Source organism: Pseudarthrobacter sp. H2 (assembly GCF_050157045.1).
GTDB lineage: Bacteria > Actinomycetota > Actinomycetes > Actinomycetales > Micrococcaceae > Arthrobacter.
In genome coordinates this window covers 4,466,197-4,487,735 of record NZ_CP189594.1, presented here as the reverse complement: position 1 = coordinate 4,487,735, position 21,539 = coordinate 4,466,197, and the positions used below count along the sequence as shown (strand labels likewise).

Genomic DNA, 21,539 nt, shown 5'->3' with positions numbered 1-21,539 from the left:
CGCGTTCGATCCCGGAATCTTCACAACACCTCATTGTTCCAGTCAGTTGATGTGGCGTCCCCGGGCCTGCTTCGCCAGTTCCAAAAGCATCTCGGTGCCGAGCCGGCGCCCTACGCGCGGCCGGTTTTCAGATCCACATGTCCCCGTCTTGCCCGAGCGACGTCGGCGGCACTCTCAGCTTGCCCCCGGGCAGTCAGTCCTGCCACGACGCCGTCGACGTCGGCGCCGGGCCGGTTCTGGCTGAGTTTGGTCTTCGTTTCTATCTTGGTGATGAGCAGTTCGATGCCGACGATGGCGCGTAACTGGCCGGAGATATAGGGACCGGGTGCATCGTCCACCGTCCAAGGGTGATCTGACCGGGCTTCGTGGAGGTCGGTCAGCCGCCTGACGTGGCCGCCGAGCCAGGCCGGGTCCTCGTGGATGACGAGCTTGCCGTAGACGTGGGCGGTGGAGTAGTTCCAAGTCGGGACGACGCGTCCGTGTTCAGCTTTCGATGCGTACCAGGACGGAGAAATGTAGGCATCCGCACCTTGGATGATGACAAGCGATTCGCCGAGCGCGGGTTCGGACCACTGGGTGTTGTTGCGGGCAAGATGACCGTGCAGCGCACCGTGCTCACCTATCGAAGGTTCGTAGATGAAGGGCAGCAGGGTGGCGAGCAGGCCGCGCGAGGTCGTAGTTACCAGGTTGGCTGCGGCTGGCCGGGTGAGGAGGTCGTGGATTGCGCCGGGGCCGGCTGCGAAGTGCGCTGGGATGTACATAGGGCTCTTCCCTTGGTTGAAGGATTTTCGGGGTCGGTAACCCGTCAGGGGCTCTGGGTCGCGGGCGGCGGGTTGAGCCGGACGCGGACCGCGGCGCCGGCGCAGAGGATGACGGCCAGGCCGCCGAGGATGGTGGTCCAGCTCAGGTTCTCGCCCAGCAGGAGTCCGGCCCAGCAGATGCTCAGCACGGGCTGGATGAGTTGGATCTGGCTGACCTGGGCCATGGGGCCAATGGCCAGGCCGCGGTACCAGGCGAAGAAGCCGAGGAACATGCTCACGACGCCAAGGTAGGCAAGAGCGGCCCACTGGACCGGTGTGCCCGACGGCGGCTGCTGGGTCACCGAGAGCGCTGCCAGGAAAACCATCAGGGGCGAGGCAAGGACGAGCGCCCAGGATACTGTCTGCCACGCGCCGAGTTCGCGTGCGAGCAGGCCACCTTCGGCGTATCCGATGGCCGCTGCCACGACCGCGCCGAGGAGCAGCAGATCCGCCCAGTGCGGCTGTCCGAAGCCGCCGGACTGCGCGAAGCCGAAGACTATGGCAGCCACCGCGCCCACGGCGGTGATGACCCAGAAGGCTGCCAGCGGACGCTCGCGCCCGCGGAGAACTGCTGCCGTTGCCGTCGCGGCCGGGAGCAGGGCGATGACGACGGCACCGTGACTGGCGGGAGTCGTGGTGAGCGCGAAGGACGTGAGCAGCGAGAAGCCGACGACGATTCCGGCGGCGACCACCGCGAGCCGCGCCCACTGCACACCGCGGGGAAGGCACTGCCGGGTCAGAGCGAGGGCGAAGGCGGCCAGAACCGTGGCTACGACCGCACGGGCTGACCCGATGAACAACGGGGCGAGTCCCGCGACAGCAACCCGGGTGAACGGAACGGTGAACGAGAAGGCCGCTACTCCAAGGAGGCCCCACCACAGGCCGTTGGGCTGACGTGACGGTATCACTTGGCGGATAAGTGTAGTAGCGCTACTATTGTCTCTCATGAACAACGATAGCAGTTCCCGGATTGCGGCGCGACTAAGGGAATGGATCGCCGGGGCTGCGCCGGGATCCCGGCTGCCGTCCACACGGTCGCTCGTTGCCGAGCATCAGGCCAGCCCCGTGACCGTGCAAAAAGCCCTGCAGACCCTCACGGCGCAGGGTTTGATCGAGAGCCGGCCCGGCGTCGGGACCTTCGTGCGGGCCGTACGGACCGCACGCCCGTCGGACTACGGCTGGCAGAGTGCGGCCCTGCGTTCACCTCAGAGGCCCCTTCCCAAAGCCTCCACCACGATGCGCAGCGCATCCAACGATGCCATTGCCTTCCACTCCGGCTACCCGGACCGGGAACTCCTGCCGGAGCGCCTGGTGCGCGCGGCACTGACCCGTGCGGCCCGGGGCGACGCGGCCCTGTCCCGTCCACCGGTAGCGGGGCTTCCCGAATTGCAGTCCTGGTTCGCGCACGAACTCGGGGCCTCGACCCCGGTTGGGATCACCCCGCCAACACCGAGCGATGTCATCGTGCTGCCGGGAAGCCAGAGCGGACTCAGCTCCATCTTCACGGCACTGGTCGGCCCCGGGCAGCCATTGCTCATGGAGTCGCCGACCTATTGGGGCGCCATCCTGGCTGCCGCGCAGGCGGGCGTCCGCGTCGTCCCGGTGCCCAGCGGACCCGAGGGTCCCGACCCGGAGGAACTCGCCCGGGCATTTGAGGAAACCGGCGCCCGCCTGTTCTATGCACAACCTAACTACGCGAACCCCACAGGTGCGCAATGGGCCCCCGGACGGGGCGAAAAGGTCCTGGGTATCGTGCGCGAGAAAGGCGCCTTCCTCGTTGAGGACGACTGGGCGCACGACTTCGGCATCACCACTGACCCCGTGCCCGTTGCAGCCCGGGACGACTCTGGCCATGTTATTTACCTGCGATCTCTGACTAAGAGCGTCTCTCCAGCCATTCGCATCGCCGCCGTCATCGCCCGCGGCCCGGCACGTGAACGCATCCTCGCGGACCGGGGAGCCGAGTCGATGTATGTCAGCGGCCTCCTCCAGGCCGCAGCACTCGATGTCGTCACACAGCCTGCCTGGCAGACGCATCTGCGCAGCCTCCGCCACCAGCTCCACTCGCGCCGCGACCTGCTGGTCACCAGCATGCGCGATCATGCCCCGCAGGCCCACATCGAGCGCGTTCCAAAGGGAGGGCTGAATCTCTGGGCGCGCTTGCCCGATGGGACCGACGTCGAACAGCTGAGCCGCGACTGCGAGGCCGCCGGGGTCCTCATCGCCGCCGGCAGTGAATGGTTCCCGGCCGAACCAGCGGGCCCGTTCATCCGGCTCAACTACGCGGGACCGAACCCCGGCGCGTTCCCGGAAGGCGCGCGCATCCTCGGCCAGGCCATCGAAAGCAACAGGTCCTAGAAACCAGACCGGGACGCGGAAGGGCCTCGTCCGAGGAAATACCAGTCCCGTCGCCCGCGACGCCGGCTGGCCGACGTGGACAACGGGGCAGCGATCCACCCTCGAGTTGCGTAGCCGCATGAGAGGCCGCCGCAGCACAGCCGGACCCGTGCCGACAACGGGTTCCGGACGCGACGGATCCCAGCTACGCCTATGGCCTGTTTCACGTGAAACGTTGAACAGGCCTTAGCAGGAACTCTGGTGCTAGTCCGACGGCCCAGGGGTCAGCACGTCCATGATCCGGTTGAGATCCTCGACGCTGGCAAATTCAATGCTGACGCGGCCCTTTCTCGCACCCAGCGAGATCTTGACGTTGGTGTCCAGCCGATCGGATAATGACGACGCAAGGTAGTCAAGCCGCTCATGGCGCGCACCGGGACGCGGAATGTTGTTCTTGGTGGGGGAAGCCGGACTCTGATACAACGTCACGGCCTCTTCCGTGGCACGGACGGACATGCCTTCGGCAACAATTTTCTGCGCCAGGCGTTCCATGGCCGCCGCGTCGGGCAGGGCAAGGAGCGTCCGGGCGTGGCCGGCGGAAATGATACCGGCGGCAACGCGGCGCTGGACCAGCGGCGGGAGTTTCAGCAGGCGGAGCGTGTTGGACACCTGGGGGCGCGAGCGGCCGATGCGGTCGGCCAGCTGCTCGTGGGTGGTTCCGAAGTCCTCCAGCAGCTGCTGGTAGGCGGCGGCCTCCTCGAGCGGATTCAGCTGGCTGCGGTGCAGGTTCTCCAGCAAAGCATCACGCAGGAGGTCGTCATCGGTCGTGTCACGGATAATTGCCGGGATCGTTTCCAGCCCTGCGGCCTGTACTGCCCGCCAGCGGCGCTCACCCATGACGAGTTCATAAGGTTCGCCACCTGTTTCCGTTGAGGTACGGACGACAATTGGCTGGAGGACGCCGATTTCCTTGACCGAGTGAACCAGCTCCGCCATATCGTCTTCATCGAAGACTGAACGCGGCTGCTTGCGGTTGGGATGGATGTCCGTGACGGGAATTTCGGCGAAACGCACCCCGGGAACTTCGACCAGTTCCACGCCCCCGCCGTCGTCCGGCTCAGGGCCCGAATCCCGGACCGCCTGGTCGGCCGTCTGGTCGCCGGCCTGATCGCCGGCCTTCGAGGCGGCGGACTTGGATGCGGCGGACTTGGATGCGGCCGGCCTCCGGGCGGGAGCATTCCTGCGTGCAGGAGTCCCAGCCGGAGCCGCACCCGGAACGTCCGCCTCATCCGGAGTCTCAGCGGTGGCGGCCTTCAGGGAAAACAGCTGCGGCGCCGCTGCGTCCTGGTTCGTTCCGGCGGGGGCCGTGTGCCCGGGCACCGGAGCATTTTCGACGAGAGTCGTTTTCCGGGACTCGGGAAAGAAGAGATCCACCGGTCGGGAAGGGGCAGAACCGTTTCCGGAGGCGTTAGCCGCGGCGGAACTTGGAATGAGTGCGCCAAGTCCGCGGCCGAGGCCGCGTCGCTTATCGCTCATGGATAAATCCCTCCAGTGGAAGAGCCGGGCATGACCTTGGCTCTGGCTAGTGCAGTTTTTGAAAAGATTCTAACGTTCAGCGATTTCCGCTGCGGCTTCCAGATAGGACAGGGCGCCGCTGGACGAGGGGTCATAGGTCATGACGGTCTGCTGGTAGCTGGGAGCTTCGGAAATACGCACGGAGCGGGGAACCACAGCGCCGAGGACTTGTTGCGGGAAATGCTCGCGGACCTCTGCTGCCACCTGGGCGGCAAGGTTGGTGCGGCCGTCGTACATGGTCAGCAGGATGGTGGAAACAACCAGATCGGCATTCAGATGCTTCTGGATCATTTCGATGTTCTTCAGCAGCTGGCTCAGCCCCTCCAGCGCGTAGTACTCGCACTGAATCGGGATGAGCACCTCGTTGGCGGCACAGAAGGCGTTGACCGTGAGCAGTCCCAGGCTGGGAGGGCAATCGATGAAGATGTAGTCCAGCCGCTCTTCACCGTTCGCGGCGCGTTCCTTGGAATAGACCTCGATCGCCCGCCGCAGCCGCTGTTCGCGGGCCACAAGGCTGACGAGCTCGATCTCTGCGCCGGCCAGATGGATGGTCGCCGGTGCACAGATCAGATTGCCGATGTCCGGGCACGGAGCCACGACGTCCTTCAGCGGCATGTCGTTGATCAGGACATCGTAGATGCTGTCGACGTCGGCGTGGTGTTCGATCCCCAGGGCCGTCGAGGCGTTCCCCTGCGGGTCAATATCAATCACGAGGACATTGAGGCCGGCGGCGGCAAGGGCGGCGGCGATGTTGACCGTGGTGGTGGTCTTGCCCACGCCGCCCTTCTGGTTGGAGACGGTGAAGATCCGGGTCTTCTCCGGCTTCGGCAGGTTCCGGCCCAGCAACCGTTCCCGGCGCTTGTTCTCGTGCGCGAGCTCCCGGGCAATGGGGCTGGAGTCGTCGATCGAGTCCAGGACGTTGCGGCTTGCGACAACCGATGTTTCACGTGAAACATTTGCCATACCGGCACCCCTGGCAACCGAAGCCGTGTGATTTCCGGAGTAATCACGAGCGACTGCGGGCGCGGCGAACGCCCTTGCTGACCCCAGGGACACAAACGGGGGGATCCGCTGTGTGGAGGCTTCGCTACTGGTCACTGTGACACACTCACTCTCGTCCGGCTTTTTCTGCCGGTTACTAGCCTAACCTCTACCCCTTGGACTCCGCGGGCACCGGGCTGGTGCTAGGTAATCTTTTGAGGCTTCTTCACGACGATCCGGACAACGGTCGTGGGTTCTTCAAGCAGACCCTCGCCCACCACCACCACGGATGTCTCGATCCCGCCCAGCTTCCGGATCACCTTGGCTGCTTTTTCTATTTCCTCGCCGGCACTGCGCCCCTTGATGGCAATGACCTCACCCTTGCCGGAAAGCAGCGGAATGGTCAGCCCGGCAAGGTTCGACAGCGCAGACACGGCGCGGGCCGTGACCACATCGGCGTCGACCATGCCGACGGCGAGTTCAGCCCGGGTGCGCATGACCGTGACATTTTCCAGGCCCAGATCATCCACTACTTCCTGCAGCCAGATGACACGCCGTTCCAGGGGCTCGATGAGCGTCAGCTCCAGGTCTGGCCGCGCAATGGCAAGGCACAAACCCGGCAATCCGGCTCCGCTGCCGACGTCGGCCACGTGGCTGCCGTGCGCAATCTGGCTCTCGATCACCGCGCAGTTCAGCACATGGCGGCTCCACAGCCGCGGTACCTCCCGCGGGCCGATCAGGCCCCGTTCGGTCCCGGAGGTGGCCAGGTGCTCCACATAGCGCTGCGCGAGGCCCAGCCGCTCACCGAAAATCGATTGCGCCGCCTGCAGTTCGGCCGCCGTGATTTCAACCATCAAGCTACTCAACGGATTCAGTCTGTGGAGACGACGATGTGCCGGTCGGCACCTTCGCCTTCGGACTCACTGACGAACCCCAGCTCGGCGACGGCGTCGTGCACGATCTTCCGCTCATAGGCGCTCATCGGCGCCAGGGCCACGGCGTCGCCGGACTCCTTGACGGCGGCGACGGCGTCCTCGGCGATCTTCTGCAGGTCGCCGGCACGTTCGGCGCGGTAGCCGTTGATGTCCAGCACGAGGCGGGACCGGTTCTCCGTCGCGGACAGGACGGCAAGGCGCGTCAGTTCCTGGAGGGCTTCGAGGACTTCGCCGTCGCGGCCCACCAGGTTCTCGAGACCGGCCGACTCTTCCTCGGCAACGATCGAGATGTAGGTGCGGCCGTTGCGGACCTCGATGTCGATGTCCCCGTCGATGTCGGCGATGTCCAGGAGTTCCTCGAGATAGTCCGCCGCAACGTCGCCTTCCTCTTCCAGGCGGCTGGCGGTCACGCCCTTGTCGGGGCCGTCCTCGGACTCCGGGCCAGTGTCCTGCGTCGCGTTTTGCGCTTCGTCCCCTGACCCGTTCGGGGTCCCGTCCTGGTCGTCGATGACCTCGGTGGAAAAAGTCTGTTCGGTGCTCTCGGCGGACATTACTTCCTCTTCCTGTTTTTACGTTGCGGCTGGACGCGCTGGCTCCTGGCCTCGACGGCAGCGGCCGCGGCGGCAGCGGAAGCGGAAGCCGCTGCCTCGGCGTCGGCTTTTTTCGCACCCATCAGGGGCAGTGCCGGCAGGCCCTTGGCGGCCCTGCGCTCGGCGAGGGCCTTGGCGGCCGGGGATCCCGGCGTCGGCATGCGGCGGATCACGAAGAACTGCTGCGCCATGGTCCAGAGGTTGGTGGTGGTCCAGTAGATCAGGACGCCGATGGGGAAGTTGATGCCGCCCACGCCGAAGACGACCGGCAGGATATACAGCATCATCTTCTGCTGCTTCATGAACGGGCTGGCCATGGCCTCTTCGGACATGTTCTTGGCCATGATCTGCTTCTGGGTGATGAACTGCGAGGCCGTCATGGCCAGGATCATCAGGATCGAGAGCACCCACACGGCCACCTCATTGCCGCCGGCACCGCCGTGCAGCAGGGACGCCGAGAGCGGGGCGCCGAAGATGCTGGATTCGTCGAACTGCCGGACCTGCTCATGGCTCATGGCACCGATGCCCTCGCCGCTCGCCTTGGCGGTGCTGATGCCGGAGAGGACCTGAAACAGCGCGAAAAAGAACGGCATCTGGATCAGCATCGGCAGACACGCCGAGAACGGGTTCGTCCCGTGCTTCTTGTACAGGGCCATCTGCTCCTGTGCCATGGCCTGGCGGGACAGCTGGTCGGTCTTGCCCTTGTACTTGTCCTGCATCTTCTTCAGGTCAGGCTGCAGCAGCTGCATGCCGCGCTGGGCCTTGATCTGCTTGACGAAGACGGGAATCAGGGCGGCACGGATGACCAGCACCAGCCCGATGATGGACAGCGTCCAGGTCCAGCCGTTGGCCGCCGGCAGGCCGATGGCGCTCAGTCCGTCATGGAATCCGACCATGATGACCGAGACCAGCCACTTGAACGGGAACATGATTTGTGCAAAAAGGTCCATACGATATCCCTATTCGTCAGGCCGCAAAACGGCCTTCTCCATCAGACTGAGCAGGCAAGTACTTGTCCGGGTTGTTCAACACAACAATTGTGGGGGTGCGGTCTTCGGGCCACTCCCGGTGCCCGGCGGGGACATGGTCCACTCCACCGGCATTCCAAGGATGGCAGCGCGACAGGCGCCTGGCAGCGAGCCAGCTTCCCTTGACCGCGCCGTGGACCGTGATCGCCTCAAGGGCGTAGGCCGAGCAGCTGGGGAAGAAGCGGCATACCTGGCCGTACAGCGGTGAGATCACCTTGCGGTAGGCCATGAGCAGCACGATGAGGATATTGCGGGGCAGCTGCCAGAGGGCGGTGCCCAGCCAGCGCAGTGCCGATACCGGTGCTGCTGGTTTCACAGGAGGGACGACGGCGGCAGCTGGGTTACGCACGCGGGGTCCCTTCCTGTGTTGTCTCGTCAGAAACTGAGGAAGCAGCCCGGGGAAGGCGGCTGCCCAGCCGTTTCATAGTTGTCTCCAAAGCGGCGTCATAGTCGACAAGCAGCTGGTCCCAGCTGGCCTCCGCCGCGGCGGGCAGGGCCCGGACCACGATGGCAAACCCGCTGCCGTATTTCTGCAACGACAAAGCGCCGGCTTCCCTCAGTCTCCTCTTAACGAGGTTCCTGACGACAGCGTTCCCGACACTCTTGGAAACGATGAATCCGATCCGGCTTGGTTCATCGGCAGCGAGGGCTGCCGTATATAACACTACGTTCCGGCGTCCATTGCGGACACCGGAACGTACAGTTGTTGAAAAATCGGTTGATGTCCTCAGACGGTTGCGGGTGGCCAGCACCGTTAAACTCGCACAGGGAGGTGGACCGACGAGTCAGTATTTAGGCCGACAGTTCGATGCGGCCCTTGCCACGACGGGCTGCCAGGATGGCACGGCCGGCACGGGTACGCATACGAAGGCGGAAGCCGTGCTTCTTGGCTCGACGGCGGTTATTCGGCTGAAAAGTCCGCTTGCTCACGTTAGTTACTCCAGTGGATCAAAGGTGCGCCCACCCGATCAAGGGGAAGAACTGGCCGACGCTAAGTTTTGTATGTGCCGCTACCCTCGACTCGCAAGACGCGGGGCGTCGGGGAGAGGTTCAAAATGAAGTCGGAAAGCGGACACAAAGGACTTCACAACGTTAGGTCAAAATCGCACCGGGAGTCAAACCGGGGGTCGCTTGGCGCACTATCCCCAGCTGTGGCTAACTTCCGTCCGGGCCTGTGGATGAAGCGGGTTAAAGACACCCATTCCGAACTACACGAGTGTAATTATCCACAGGAGCCAGCCAGCTATCTTCTAGGCTTTTGATCCCCTAGAGTGGCTCAGTAGCCGATTATCCACGGGCTGTGCATAACCCTGTGGATTAATCCGGGGCCAGGGCACTGGTTCGGGACTTGTGGCTGCAGTTAATGCAGGCAAGCAAGTTTGAGGAAACCGATTGATGACAGTAGACGAAGCCGACCAAGCCAACACTGTCGGAAGTTCCTGGCGGCGGGTAGTGAGCCTGCTGGAGAACGACCACCGTGTCTCACCCCGGCAGCGCGGCTTTGTCATCCTCGCCCAGGCGCAGGGACTGATCGGCTCCACCCTTCTCGTGGCGGTGCCGAACGAACTCACCCGGGAGGTTCTGCAGACCCAGGTCAAGGAAGCCCTCGACGAGGCCCTCCGGAATGTCTTCTCCGATGAAATCCGCTGCGCGATCGACGTCGACACCGATCTGGTGCCGCTGCACACCGAGCCGGAACCCGCCGTCGAACTCTCCCTCGTGGCGGACCCCGCGGCGGAACTCAAGCCGCAGCCCATGCTGCCGAGCACGTCCCATGAATTCGGCCGCCTCAATCCGAAGTACGTCTTCGACACCTTCGTGATCGGTTCTTCCAACCGTTTCGCCCATGCGGCGGCCGTCGCGGTGGCCGAGGCACCGGCGAAGGCCTACAACCCGCTGTTCATCTACGGTGACTCCGGACTGGGCAAGACCCACCTGCTGCACGCGATCGGGCACTACGCCCGGCGGCTCTACAGCGGTATCCGGGTCAGGTACGTGAACTCCGAGGAATTCACCAACGACTTCATCAACTCCATCCGCGACGACGAAGGCACCAGCTTCAAGACCACGTACCGCAACGTGGACGTCCTGCTGATCGATGACATCCAGTTCCTGGCCGGCAAGGACCGGACGGTGGAGGAGTTCTTCCACACCTTCAATGCCTTGCACAACAACAACAAGCAGGTCGTCATCACCTCCGACCAGCCCCCCAAGCTGCTTGCCGGTTTCGAGGACCGGATGAAGTCGCGCTTCGAGTGGGGCCTGCTGACCGATATCCAGCCGCCTGAGCTGGAAACCCGGATCGCGATTCTGCGGAAGAAGGCGCTGAGCGACTCTCTCTCCGCCCCCGATGACGCGCTGGAATACATCGCCTCCAAGATTTCGAGCAACATCCGCGAACTCGAGGGCGCCCTGATCCGGGTCACCGCCTTCGCGAGCCTGAACCGCCAGCCCGTCGACGTGGCCCTGGCCGAAATGGTCCTCAAGGACCTCATCACCGACGACGGAGCCCAGGAGATCACCTCCGGGCTGATCCTGACCCAGACCGCGGACTACTTCAAGCTCAGCATGGAGGAGCTCTGCAGCAAATCCCGTACCCGCACCCTGGTGACCGCCCGGCAGATCGCCATGTACCTGTGCCGCGAGCTCACCGACATGTCGCTGCCCAAGATCGGGCAGGAGCTGGGCGGCCGCGACCACACCACGGTGATCCACGCGGACCGCAAGATCCGCGAACTGATGGCCGAACGCCGCGTGATCTACAACCAGGTGACCGAGCTGACCAACAGGATCAAGCAGCAGCAGCGCAATTCCTGAGCCGTCCGGCCGCGCACTCCCGACCTTATTAACAGGCACCTGTGGACAACCCTGTGGATAGTTAAGGGGACAACCGCGGTTAATGGGCTTAAAACCCTTAAGGCGCCTGTGGATCAGCGATCCGGGCAAAAACGTTATCCCCATCTACACCCTGTTTAAAACCTGCTGGACCCACAGTCCATGAACAGGGCTTAACCGCGGAATCGCACCGCGAAACAGAGTTATCCACAGTTTCCACAGCAGTTATTAACACTACTAATCCCAAGAAAATGAAATTCCCTCAAATAACAGTCTCGTTCCGCCCCCTCACAGCCGCCGGGCAGCGGCCGGGCACCTCCCCGCCGCTGGCGAAGACGCTGGCGCCGAAACCGGCGACGAGCAGATCCGGCGGCGCCGGCGGCGGCAGGGCAAAACGGTCGGCCGGGCGGAACAGCCTGCCCGGCGGAACAACAGCGGTGTAACCCCGGGGATGGGAGAACGCACCTCGTGGGGCTAAGCTGTCTGCAGTGTGTCCGTTCCGGAATAATTTGTAGTTCACAACTGCCATGACGCCCGGGCCGGCCGGCACATCCCCTCGATGACGTGCGCCGGCAACCCTGCCGGTCCGCGTAGTTCGGCGTGTTTTAGCGATGACAGCAGCAATGAAAGGCGGCACCCTTCCGTGAAGTTCAGAGTCGAGCGGGACGTCCTGGCAGAAGCCGTGACCTGGACCGCCCGGTCGTTGTCTCCGCGGCCGCCGGTACCAGTGCTTTCCGGCCTGCTGCTCAAGGCCGAGGCCGGCACTGTGAGCCTCTCGAGCTTCGACTACGAGACCTCCGCCCGGCTCGAAATCCCGGCTGACATCAGCACCGAAGGCACCATTCTGGTGTCCGGGCGCCTGCTCGCCGACATCTGCCGCAGCCTGCCCTCGGCACCGGTCGAGGTTGAGACCGACGGCAACAAGGTCACCCTCACCTGCCGCCGGAGCAGCTTCCACCTGGCCACCATGCCGGAAGCCGAATACCCGCCGCTGCCCGCCCTGCCCGCGATCAGCGGCACCGTGCCCGGCGATACCTTCGCCCAGGCCGTCTCCCAGGTGATCATCGCGGCCAGCAAGGACGACACCCTGCCCATCCTCACCGGCGTCCGGATGGAGATCGAGGACGACCTCATCACCCTCCTGGCCACCGACCGCTACCGGCTGGCCATGCGCGAACTGCCCTGGAAGCCCGTCACCCCGGGGATTTCCACGAGTGCCCTGGTCAAGGCCAAGACGCTCAACGAAGTGGCGAAAACCCTCGGAAACAGCGGCGACATCAACCTTGCCCTCGCCGACGACGACAGCCGGCTTATCGGCTTCGAGAGCGGCGGCCGCACCACGACGTCGCTCCTGGTCGACGGCGACTACCCCAAGATCCGCTCGCTCTTCCCGGAATCGACCCCGATCCACGCCACGGTCCAGACCCAGGCACTGGTCGATGCGGTGCGCCGCGTGTCCCTCGTGGCCGAACGCAACACCCCCGTCCGGCTGGCTTTCACGCAGGGGCAGCTGCACCTGGACGCCGGCACCGGTGAAGATGCGCAGGCCTCCGAAGAACTCGAGGCGCAGCTGACCGGCGATGACATCACGGTGGCCTTCAACCCGCACTACCTGGTCGAGGGCCTGAGCGTCATCGAGACCAAGTTCGTGCGCTTCTCCTTCACGACAGCCCCCAAGCCGGCCATGATCACGGCACAACAGGACGCCGACGGCGAGGACCAGGGCGATTACCGCTACCTGGTCATGCCGGTCCGCCTGCCCAACTAGCTCGCAATTGTTGCCGTTCTGGGCCGCCAGAACGACCACTAATGCGAGTCAGTTGGGTGGGGTTTCCACCCGAAGTACCCCAGCGCAGAAAAGAGTTCACACCGTGCACATCGGACTGATCGGCCTTGGAAAAATGGGTTTCAACATGCGCGAACGGCTGCGCAAGGGTGGAATCGAGGTCACAGGCTTTGACCGCAACCCGGACGTCGCCGACGTCGCCAGCGTCGAGGAGCTCATCGCCGCCGTTCCGGCGCCGCGCCTGATCTGGGTGATGGTTCCGTCCGGGGACATCACCGATGCGGTCATCACTGAACTCGGCAGCAAGCTCGACGCCGGCGACCTCGTGATCGACGGCGGCAACTCCCGGTTCACCGAGGACCAGAAGCACGGCGCGGCGCTGGCCGAAAAAGGCATCCGCTTCGCCGACTGCGGCGTTTCCGGCGGTGTCTGGGGCCTGGCGAACGGCTACGGCCTGATGGCCGGCGGGGATGCCGCGGACATCGAACGGGCCCTGCCGGTTTTCGACGCCCTTCGTCCGGACGGTGAACGGGCCGACAGCTTCGTCCACGTGGGAGCCGTCGGCGCCGGCCATTACGCCAAGATGGTCCACAACGGAATCGAATACGGCCTGATGCAGGCCTACGCGGAAGGCTACGAACTCCTGGCCGCGAAGGACATCGTCGCCGATCTTCCCGGCACCTTCCGCGCCTGGCAGAAAGGCACCGTCGTCCGATCCTGGCTGCTGGACCTCATGGTCAAGGCGCTGGATGAGGACCCGGGCCTGGAATCCATTGACGACTATGTCGAGGATTCCGGCGAGGGTCGTTGGACCGTGGAGGAAGCCATCGCCAATGCGGTGCCCGCCCCCGCGATCACGGCCGCGCTGTTTGCCCGCTTCTCCTCCCGCGAGGACAACTCGCCGGCCATGAAGATGGTGTCCGCGCTGCGTCACCAGTTCGGCGGGCACGCCACCCGCCCGGCCAAATAGCTCCGCCCTGGAATCTTGAACCCGGCGTGTACCTTGAAAAACTCTCCCTGACTGATTTCCGCAGTTACGCCCAGGTGGACCTGAGCCTGGAACCCGGCGTCACGGTCCTCGTGGGGGCCAACGGGATCGGCAAAACCAACCTCATGGAAGCGATCGGCTACCTGGCCACGCTCAGCTCGCACCGGGTCAGTTCGGACGTGCCGCTGCTGCGTTTCGGCACGGACCGGGCGCTGGTGCGGGCCAAACTGGTCCGCGGCGGGCAGTCCACGGTCCTGGAACTCGAAATCAACGCCGGCCGCGCCAACCGAGCACGCATCAACCGCAGCAACCCGGTCCGGGCCCGCGACATCCTCGGAATCTGCCAGACCGTGCTCTTTGCCCCGGAAGACCTGGCGCTGGTCAAGGGTGACCCGTCCAACCGCCGGCGCTTCCTCGACGAGCTCCTGGTCAGCCTGATTCCGCGCCATGCAGCCACCCGCAGCGATTACGACCGGGTGCTCAAGCAGCGCAACGCGCTGCTCAAATCGGGCCGGTCCGGCAAGTTCACCTCCGCCCATGAGGCCACGCTCGATGTCTGGGACCAGCACATGGCCAGGGCCGGAGCTGAACTGCTGCACGCGCGGCTGGAGCTGGTGGAGCGGATCCGTCCGCACCTGAACAGCGCCTACGCGCAGCTCACCGACGGATCCAAGGAAGCCGGTGCCAGCTACCGCTCCACGCTGCAGCATGTGGGCGAGGACGACGGCGCCGCGCCGCCGGCCCACGCGGCGGCCGGTGAGACAGCCGGGCAGGCCGAGGATCTCCGCCTGCTCACCGTCGACGAACTCACGGACCGCTATGTCCAGGCCTTCGCCGCTTCCCGCCGCCGGGAACTGGAGCGGGGCATCTCACTGGTCGGGCCGCACCGCGATGAACTCGACCTAGCCCTGGGCATGGCGCCGGCCAAGGGCTATGCCTCCCACGGGGAAACCTGGTCCATGTGCTTGTCGCTGCGGCTGGCCTCGTACTACGTGATGCTGGACGACGCCAGGACCGGCGGTTCCGCGCCGATCCTGATCCTCGATGATGTTTTTGCCGAGCTGGATGTCCAGCGGCGGCGTAAACTGGCGGCAATAGTATCCGGTGCCGAGCAGGTGTTGGTGACCGCCGCCGTCGAGGACGACATCCCGGCGGAACTGGCCGGACGCCGGGTGAAGGTCATCCCGGGAGGAATTGATGAGCGGGACGCTCGATGAATAAGGATAGCGACGGCGGCCTGCAACCGGGCCGCGATCCTGATGACATCAATGCTGCCCAGGCGGCCCTGAACCGGATGCGTGACGCGGCCGCGTCCCGGGGGGAGATCCGGCGCAAGGCCCCGCCGCGGCCGGGCTCGGGTCCACAGAAACCCGCCCGCAGCACCGGCGGGACGCGGGGCTTCAAGCAGTTCCACGGCACCGGCCGGGACCCGCTGGGGCTGGGAAAAGTCGTGGGACGCCTCGTCGCGGAACGCGGTTGGAGCTCCCCGGTGGCGGTCGGATCGGTGATGGCCCAGTGGGGAACCCTGGTGGGACCGGAGATTTCGGCCCACTGCACCCCGGAGAGTTTCGAGAACACGACCCTGCATGTGCGCTGTGATTCCACGGCCTGGGCCACCCAGCTTCGCCTGCTGAGCATGAGCCTGCTGGAGAAGTTCCGCACCGAACTCGGCGACGGCGTCGTGACCAGCATCCAGGTCCTCGGACCCGCCGCGCCGAGCTGGCGGAAGGGCATCCGGACGGTCAACGGCCGCGGCCCCCGGGACACCTACGGGTAGGTCCGCCGCACCGGTGCCCCCGGGTGTGAAGCAGTCCTTGCAAAAATCCTTGAAAATTCAGGAAACGGCGTGTGGGGCGCTTTAACGCCCCGGAGTCGTATAGGCACCCTAGGGCGGGACCCCTAAAGCCTTGCAGGGGGAGCCACTGGCCTCCCAGCGGCATCTTCCGGCGCGTTTGAGGCCCTGGAATGCGGGTTTGCGCTCCCTCACACGGTAGAATCGTGGTAGATAACTGGGCGCCGGTGAAACGTTGACTGAGTCCGTTTCCGACGCGCTGTCAGTGTGCGGCAGACGGTTCCTCGGGCCAGCGGACCAGCCGGCGCCATCAGCGACGTGCCTGTTGGCAGAAGCCTTTCCCCCGGGAAGCGGCAACGCCGGCCTTCAACGAATACAGAGGAGTCGAAAGCGCCTGTGGCTAACCACAATGCAGATATCCCGACAGTGGAAACAGCAGCGGAGGACGCCTTCACGGCTGATGCGCCGCCGGAGGCCGATACGCGACACGGGTACGGTGCCAGCGACATTACCGTGCTGGAGGGTTTGGAAGCCGTCCGGAAACGTCCGGGCATGTACATCGGGTCCACCGGTCCGCGCGGGCTGCACCACCTGGTCTATGAAGTCGTGGACAACTCGGTTGACGAAGCGCTGGCCGGCTACTGCACCCACATCGAAATCGTTCTCCAGGCGGACGGCGGGGTCAAGGTGGTTGACAACGGCCGCGGCATCCCCGTCGACATGCACCCGACGGAGCACAAGCCCACGGTTGAAGTCGTCATGACCATCCTGCACGCGGGCGGCAAGTTCGGCGGCGGGGGTTATGCCGTTTCCGGCGGACTGCATGGCGTCGGCATTTCGGTGGTCAACGCCCTGTCCAGCCGCGTGGACACGGAGGTCCGGCGGCAGGGCCACGTCTGGCGGATGACCTTCGTCGACGGCGGCAAGCCGCAGGGTGGACTGGTCAAGGGCGACGAAACCACCGAAACCGGGACGACGCAGACGTTCTACCCGGATGCCGGCATCTTTGAGAGCACGGAATTCGACTTCGAGACGCTGCGCGCCCGGTTCCAGCAGATGGCCTTCCTGAACAAGGGCCTGCGCATCACGTTGACCGACGAACGCAGCCTCGTGGCGGAACCCTCCGAGGATGACGACCTTGACCTCGACACCGTCCCCCTCGAAGGCGAAGTCCCCGCCGAGCACCACACCGTGGTCTACCAGTACGACGACGGCCTGCTGGACTACGTCAAGCACCTGAACTCCGGAAAGAAAGTCGATGTGGTCCACGAGGACGTCATCTCCTTCGAAACCGAGGACACGGAACGCCACATCGCCCTGGAAATGGCGATGCAGTGGACCACCTCGTATTCCGAGAGCGTGCACACGTACGCCAACACCATCAACACCCATGAGGGCGGCACCCACGAGGAGGGTTTCCGCGCCGCGATGACGTCGCTGATCAACCGTTACGCGCGGGAGAAGAGCATCATCAAGGAGAAGGACGACAACCTCACGGGGGACGACATCCGTGAGGGCCTGACCGCCGTCATCTCCGTCAAGCTGGCCGAGCCCCAGTTTGAGGGGCAGACCAAGACCAAGCTTGGCAACTCCGAGGTCAAGGGCTTCGTCCAGCGGGTCGTAACCGACGGGCTCGGCGACTGGCTGGAGCGCAATCCCGGTCCGGCCCGGGACGTCATCCGCAAGGCGATTTCCGCAGCCCAGGCCCGGATGGCCGCCCGCAAGGCCCGCGACAACGCGCGCCGCAAGAGCCCGCTGGAGTCCTTCGGCATGCCCGGCAAGCTCTCCGACTGCTCCTCCAAGGATCCCTCGAAGTGCGAGGTCTACATCGTGGAGGGCGATTCCGCCGGCGGTTCCGCCAAGCGCGGCCGCAACCCGGAAACCCAGGCCATCCTGCCGCTGCGCGGCAAGATCCTCAACGTGGAGCGGGCCCGGCTGGACAAGGCCCTGGGCAACGCCGAGGTCCAGTCCATGATCACGGCCTTCGGCACGGGCATCGGCGAGGACTTCGAGCTGACCAAGCTGCGCTATCACAAGATCGTCCTCATGGCCGACGCCGACGTCGACGGCCAGCACATCACCACGCTGCTGATGACGCTGCTGTTCCGCTACATGCGCCCGCTGATCGAAAACGGCTACGTCTACCTCGCCCAGCCGCCGCTGTACCGGATCAAGTGGTCCAACGCCCCGCACGACTACGTCTACAGCGACCGCGAACGCGACGCCAAGCTGGTGTCCGGCCAGGCCGCCGGCCGCCGGATCCCCAAGGACAACGGCATCCAGCGCTACAAGGGCCTCGGCGAAATGGACTACACCGAGCTCTGGGACACCACCATGGATCCTGACCACCGCACGCTGCTGCAGGTCACCATGGATGATGCCCTGGCGGCGGACCAGACCTTCTCCGTACTGATGGGCGAGGACGTGGAATCCCGTCGGAACTTCATTCAGCAGAACGCCAAGGACGTTCGGTTCCTCGATATCTAGAGGCCATCACCACCTCGAATATTCCTGGACCGATATATACCTGAAACGGAAAATATAGATTATGAGTGACGAAACACCCGAGGTTCCGGCTGAATCCGCCGGTGACGCCGAGGCCGTCCTGGTGGGCGATGTCCTGACCGACCGGATCGAGCAGGTGGACCTGCAGACCGAAATGCAGCGCTCCTACCTCGACTACGCCATGGCCGTGATCGTCGGGCGTGCCCTGCCGGACGTCCGCGACGGTCTCAAGCCCGTCCACCGCCGTGTGCTGTACGCGATGTTCGACGGCGGCTACCGCCCGGAGCGCTCCTTCAACAAGTGCGCCCGCGTCGTCGGTGAGGTCATGGGCCAGTACCACCCGCACGGCGATACCGCCATCTACGATGCGCTGGTCCGCCTGATCCAGGACTGGACCATGCGTTACCCGCTGGCGCTGGGCCAGGGCAACTTCGGTTCGCCCGGCAACGACGGCGCGGCCGCTCCCCGGTACACCGAAACCAAGATGGCGCCGCTCGCCATGGAGATGGTCCGCGACATCGACGAGGAAACCGTCGACTTCCAGGACAACTACGACGGCAAGAACCAGGAACCCACGATCCTGCCGGCGCGGTTCCCGAACCTGCTGGTCAATGGCTCCTCGGGCATCGCCGTGGGCATGGCCACGAACATCCCGCCGCACAACCTCCGTGAGGTTGCCGACGGCGTCCAGTGGTACCTGGCGAACCCGACGGCCACCCGCGAGGAGCTGCTCGAAGAGCTGATGCTGCGCATCAAGGGACCCGATTTCCCGACCGGCGCCACGATCCTGGGCCACAAGGGGATCGAGGACGCCTACCGCACGGGCCGCGGCTCGATCACCATGCGTGCCGTGGTCAACGTCGAGGAGCTCCAGGGCCGCACCTGCCTGGTGGTGACCGAACTGCCCTACCAGGCCAACCCGGACAACCTGGCGATCAGGATCGCCGAACTCGTCAAGGACGGCAAGATCTCGGGCATCGCCGACCTCCGCGATGAAACCTCCGGCCGCACCGGCCAGCGCCTCGTGATCGTGCTCAAGCGCGACGCCGTCGCCAAGGTGGTGCTGAACAACCTCTACAAGCACACCCAGCTGCAGGACAACTTCGCCGCCAACATGCTCGCGATTGTGGACGGGGTGCCCCGCACGCTGAGCCTTGATGCGTTCATCCGGCACTGGGTCACGCACCAGCTGGACGTCATCGCCCGCCGGACGCGCTACCGGCTCCGCAAGGCCGAGGAGGAAGCGCACATCCTGCGCGCCCTGCTCAAGGCGCTGGACATGCTCGATGAGGTCATCGCCCTGATCCGTGCCTCCAACACCACCGAGGCCGCCCGCGACGGCCTGATGGAACTGCTGGACATTGACGAACTCCAGGCCCGCGCCATCCTGGACATGCAGCTCCGCCGGCTCGCAGCCCTGGAACGCCAGAAGATCCAGGCCCGGCACGCCGAACTCGAAGCCCTGATCGCCGAATACAGCTCAATCCTGGCCTCCGAGGTGCGCCAGCGTGAGATCATCAGCACCGAGCTCGCCGAAATCGTTGCCAAGCACGGCGACGACCGCCGCACCAAGGTCCTGCTGGGCTTCGACGGCGACATGTCCATGGAAGACCTGATCCCCGAAGAGGAAATGGTCGTCACCATCACCCGCGGCGGCTACGTCAAGCGCACCCGCAGCGACAACTACCGCACGCAGCAGCGCGGCGGCAAGGGCATCAAGGGCGCCCAGCTGCGCGGGGACGACGTCGTGGAGCACTTCTTCGTCACCACGACGCACCACTGGCTGCTGTTCTTCACCAACCTGGGACGCGTCTACCGGGCCAAGGCCTACGAACTCGCGGAAGCGGGACGTGATGCCAAAGGCCAGCACGTGGCCAACCTGCTGGCATTCCAGCCGGATGAGACCATCGCCCAGGTGCTGGACCTGCGGGACTACCAGCATTCGCCGTATCTGGTGCTCGCCACCAAGCGCGGCCTGGTCAAGAAGACCCGGCTGGAGGACTACGACACCAACCGCTCCGCCGGCGTCATCGCGATCAACCTGCGGGACGGGGATGAGCTCGTGTCCGCCCAGCTGGTCTCGGAAACCGATGACCTGATGCTGGTGTCCCGGATGGGCCAGTCCATCCGGTTCACCGCCACCGACGACGCCCTGCGTCCCATGGGCCGGGCGACCTCCGGCGTGACCGGGATGAAGTTCCGCGAGGACGACGAACTGCTGGCGGCCGACGTCGTCAAGGACGGTTCGTTCGTGTTCATCGTCACGGAGGGCGGCTACGCGAAGCGGACCGCGGTGGAGGAATACCGGCTTCAGGGCCGCGGCGGACTCGGCATCAAGGTCGGCAAGTACCAGGAGGAGCGCGGGCACCTCGTGGGTGCCCTGATCGTCCAGGAAGAGGACGAAGTCCTGGTGGTCATGGAGGGCGGCAAGGTGGTCCGTTCCTCGGTGGCCGGCGTTCCCGCCAAGGGCCGCGACACCATGGGCGTCATCTTCGCCAAGCCGGACAAGAATGACCGCATCATCGAGGTTGCACGCAACAGCGAACGCGGGCTGGACGGCGATGAATCGGCCGATGACGTAACGTTGGCTGAAGAAACCGGATCGCATGAGGGGTCCGCAGAGGCAGAATCAGTACCGGCCCCGGAGTCAGATGAGTCATCAGGCCATGCCGAGCTGGACGAAGACAACACCGGAGGTAACGAGTGAGTAATTCCGACTCATATCCCAAGCCGAGCACCGGCGTTCCCAGCGGAACGCGGCCGCCCGCAGCAGCGCCGCGCGTGAGCGCCCCGACCCGTCCGCAGCAGCGCCCGGGCGTACCCGGGGCCGCCGGTTCAGACCAGCGTCCGCCGGTCCCCGGGCAGCGGCCCATGCAGGGCCAGCGCCCTGCCGCGCCGGGCCAGCGTCCGGACGCCTACGGGCAGCATTCCGGCCAGAACACGGCGGGCCTGATCAAGCCGGCTCCCAAGGCGAAGGTCCGCCGTGCCCGCCTGCTGGTCAGCAAGGTGGAGCCATGGTCAGTCCTGAAGATGGCTTTCCTGCTCTCGGTGGCACTGGGCATCGTCACGGTGGTGGCAGCGATCGTGCTCTGGACGGTGCTGGACCTGACCGGGATCTTTGACCAGGTGGACAGCCTGCTCGGAACCCTCGCCGGCTCGGAAGGCGGCGGCTTCGAGCTCAAGAAGGTCGCCTCGCTCGGCCAGGTGGCGTCCTTCGCCACCATCATTGCCGTGATCAATGTCGTGCTGCTGACCGCCCTCTCCATGCTGTCGGCGGTGCTGTACAACATCTCCGCGACGCTGGTGGGCGGCATCGGCGTCACCCTCACGGACGACTGAAACCCGAATTTTTTTCCCGGGATTCCGGGGAAAACAGCCTCGATTTGA

At 65.0% G+C, this 21,539-nt stretch carries 19 protein-coding genes; 9 read left to right on the top strand and 10 right to left on the bottom strand.

Annotation, left to right across the window (positions count from 1 at the left end; all coding sequences use genetic code 11):
* Positions 1-110: 110 nt before the first annotated feature.
* Together ACQCSZ_RS20910 and ACQCSZ_RS20905 are read right to left on the bottom strand one after the other, a co-directional pair.
* Positions 111-761: an FMN-binding negative transcriptional regulator gene (locus ACQCSZ_RS20910; RefSeq protein ID WP_427005548.1), complete on the bottom strand. Its 651-nt coding sequence runs from the start codon at positions 759-761 to the stop codon at positions 111-113.
* A gap of 44 nt (positions 762-805) precedes the next feature.
* Positions 806-1,747 (bottom strand): DMT family transporter, encoded by a 942-nt coding sequence (locus ACQCSZ_RS20905; RefSeq protein ID WP_427005547.1) that lies wholly within the window; start codon positions 1,745-1,747, stop codon positions 806-808.
* Between ACQCSZ_RS20905 and ACQCSZ_RS20900 the strand changes: the two genes are divergently transcribed.
* Positions 1,746-3,158: a PLP-dependent aminotransferase family protein gene (locus tag ACQCSZ_RS20900; protein ID WP_427005546.1), complete on the top strand. Its 1,413-nt coding sequence runs from the start codon at positions 1,746-1,748 to the stop codon at positions 3,156-3,158. The two genes, ACQCSZ_RS20905 and ACQCSZ_RS20900, sit on opposite strands and share 2 nt — an antisense overlap.
* A gap of 243 nt (positions 3,159-3,401) precedes the next feature.
* Here ACQCSZ_RS20900 and ACQCSZ_RS20895 read toward each other — a convergent pair whose 3' ends face one another.
* The 8 genes from ACQCSZ_RS20895 to rpmH all read right to left on the bottom strand — a co-directional run bounded on the left by ACQCSZ_RS20895 (position 3,402) and on the right by rpmH (position 9,176).
* Positions 3,402-4,673 (bottom strand): ParB/RepB/Spo0J family partition protein, encoded by a 1,272-nt coding sequence (locus ACQCSZ_RS20895; RefSeq protein WP_427005545.1) that lies wholly within the window; start codon positions 4,671-4,673, stop codon positions 3,402-3,404.
* A gap of 69 nt (positions 4,674-4,742) precedes the next feature.
* Positions 4,743-5,810: a ParA family protein gene (locus ACQCSZ_RS20890; protein WP_427005544.1), complete on the bottom strand. Its 1,068-nt coding sequence runs from the start codon at positions 5,808-5,810 to the stop codon at positions 4,743-4,745.
* An 86-nt stretch (positions 5,811-5,896) separates the two neighbouring features.
* Entirely contained in the window at positions 5,897-6,547 is a 651-nt protein-coding gene (rsmG, locus tag ACQCSZ_RS20885) for a 16S rRNA (guanine(527)-N(7))-methyltransferase RsmG (RefSeq protein ID WP_427005543.1), read from the bottom strand.
* A 17-nt stretch (positions 6,548-6,564) separates the two neighbouring features.
* Entirely contained in the window at positions 6,565-7,179 is a 615-nt protein-coding gene (locus tag ACQCSZ_RS20880; RefSeq protein WP_427005542.1) for a protein jag, read from the bottom strand.
* Positions 7,179-8,168: a membrane protein insertase YidC gene (gene yidC / locus ACQCSZ_RS20875; RefSeq protein ID WP_427005541.1), complete on the bottom strand. Its 990-nt coding sequence runs from the start codon at positions 8,166-8,168 to the stop codon at positions 7,179-7,181. The genes ACQCSZ_RS20880 and yidC overlap by 1 nt, the downstream gene beginning before the upstream one ends.
* A gap of 16 nt (positions 8,169-8,184) precedes the next feature.
* The gene (gene yidD / locus ACQCSZ_RS20870; protein ID WP_427005540.1) at positions 8,185-8,595 is read right to left on the bottom strand and encodes a membrane protein insertion efficiency factor YidD; all 411 of its coding nucleotides are present in this window, start codon (positions 8,593-8,595) and stop codon (positions 8,185-8,187) included.
* Positions 8,588-8,998: a ribonuclease P protein component gene (rnpA, locus tag ACQCSZ_RS20865; RefSeq protein ID WP_211877204.1), complete on the bottom strand. Its 411-nt coding sequence runs from the start codon at positions 8,996-8,998 to the stop codon at positions 8,588-8,590. The genes yidD and rnpA overlap by 8 nt, the downstream gene beginning before the upstream one ends.
* Before the next feature lie 40 nt (positions 8,999-9,038).
* On the bottom strand, positions 9,039-9,176 hold the full coding sequence (rpmH, locus tag ACQCSZ_RS20860) for a 50S ribosomal protein L34 (RefSeq protein WP_062008104.1): 138 nt from the start codon (positions 9,174-9,176) through the stop codon (positions 9,039-9,041).
* Positions 9,177-9,641: 465 nt separating this feature from the next.
* On the opposite strand from rpmH, the gene dnaA reads away from it, so the two are divergent.
* The 8 genes from dnaA (at position 9,642) to ACQCSZ_RS20820 (ending at position 21,491) form a co-directional block, all read left to right on the top strand.
* The gene (gene dnaA / locus ACQCSZ_RS20855) at positions 9,642-11,063 is read left to right on the top strand and encodes a chromosomal replication initiator protein DnaA (protein WP_427005539.1); all 1,422 of its coding nucleotides are present in this window, start codon (positions 9,642-9,644) and stop codon (positions 11,061-11,063) included.
* A 661-nt stretch (positions 11,064-11,724) separates the two neighbouring features.
* Positions 11,725-12,849, top strand: coding sequence for a DNA polymerase III subunit beta (dnaN, locus tag ACQCSZ_RS20850; protein WP_427005538.1), 1,125 nt, complete (start codon positions 11,725-11,727; stop codon positions 12,847-12,849).
* A 103-nt stretch (positions 12,850-12,952) separates the two neighbouring features.
* Positions 12,953-13,837, top strand: coding sequence for a phosphogluconate dehydrogenase (NAD(+)-dependent, decarboxylating) (gene gnd, locus ACQCSZ_RS20845; protein WP_211877178.1), 885 nt, complete (start codon positions 12,953-12,955; stop codon positions 13,835-13,837).
* Between the two features lie 26 nt (positions 13,838-13,863).
* Positions 13,864-15,072 carry a DNA replication/repair protein RecF gene (gene recF / locus ACQCSZ_RS20840; protein ID WP_427005537.1) on the top strand — a complete coding sequence of 403 codons (1,209 nt, stop codon included), beginning with the start codon at positions 13,864-13,866 and terminating at the stop codon, positions 15,070-15,072.
* Positions 15,069-15,632: a DUF721 domain-containing protein gene (locus ACQCSZ_RS20835; RefSeq protein ID WP_427005536.1), complete on the top strand. Its 564-nt coding sequence runs from the start codon at positions 15,069-15,071 to the stop codon at positions 15,630-15,632. Before recF ends, ACQCSZ_RS20835 begins: the two co-directional genes overlap by 4 nt.
* 411 nt (positions 15,633-16,043) lie before the next feature.
* Entirely contained in the window at positions 16,044-18,134 is a 2,091-nt protein-coding gene (gyrB, locus tag ACQCSZ_RS20830) for a DNA topoisomerase (ATP-hydrolyzing) subunit B (protein ID WP_427005535.1), read from the top strand.
* Positions 18,135-18,195: 61 nt separating this feature from the next.
* A complete protein-coding gene (gene gyrA, locus ACQCSZ_RS20825; RefSeq protein WP_427005534.1) occupies positions 18,196-20,859 on the top strand; it encodes a DNA gyrase subunit A in 2,664 nt (887 codons plus the stop codon).
* Positions 20,856-21,491 (top strand): DUF3566 domain-containing protein, encoded by a 636-nt coding sequence (locus ACQCSZ_RS20820; RefSeq protein WP_427005533.1) that lies wholly within the window; start codon positions 20,856-20,858, stop codon positions 21,489-21,491. The genes gyrA and ACQCSZ_RS20820 overlap by 4 nt, the downstream gene beginning before the upstream one ends.
* The last annotated feature ends 48 nt before the right edge of the window (positions 21,492-21,539 follow it).

What these genes read in the sequence shown, in the direction of transcription:
- gyrA (WP_427005534.1), top strand. Translation starts at nt 18,196, where the DNA reads ATGAGTGACGAAACACCCGAGGTTCCGGCTGAATCCGCCGGTGACGCC.
- ACQCSZ_RS20835 (WP_427005536.1), top strand. Translation starts at nt 15,069, where the DNA reads ATGAATAAGGATAGCGACGGCGGCCTGCAACCGGGCCGCGATCCTGAT.
- ACQCSZ_RS20880 (WP_427005542.1), bottom strand. Translation starts at nt 7,179, where the DNA reads ATGTCCGCCGAGAGCACCGAACAGACTTTTTCCACCGAGGTCATCGAC.
- ACQCSZ_RS20905 (WP_427005547.1), bottom strand. Translation starts at nt 1,747, where the DNA reads ATGAGAGACAATAGTAGCGCTACTACACTTATCCGCCAAGTGATACCG.
- rsmG (WP_427005543.1), bottom strand. Translation starts at nt 6,547, where the DNA reads ATGGTTGAAATCACGGCGGCCGAACTGCAGGCGGCGCAATCGATTTTC.
- dnaA (WP_427005539.1), top strand. Translation starts at nt 9,642, where the DNA reads ATGACAGTAGACGAAGCCGACCAAGCCAACACTGTCGGAAGTTCCTGG.
- yidC (WP_427005541.1), bottom strand. Translation starts at nt 8,168, where the DNA reads ATGGACCTTTTTGCACAAATCATGTTCCCGTTCAAGTGGCTGGTCTCG.
- ACQCSZ_RS20895 (WP_427005545.1), bottom strand. Translation starts at nt 4,673, where the DNA reads ATGAGCGATAAGCGACGCGGCCTCGGCCGCGGACTTGGCGCACTCATT.
- ACQCSZ_RS20910 (WP_427005548.1), bottom strand. Translation starts at nt 761, where the DNA reads ATGTACATCCCAGCGCACTTCGCAGCCGGCCCCGGCGCAATCCACGAC.
- ACQCSZ_RS20900 (WP_427005546.1), top strand. Translation starts at nt 1,746, where the DNA reads ATGAACAACGATAGCAGTTCCCGGATTGCGGCGCGACTAAGGGAATGG.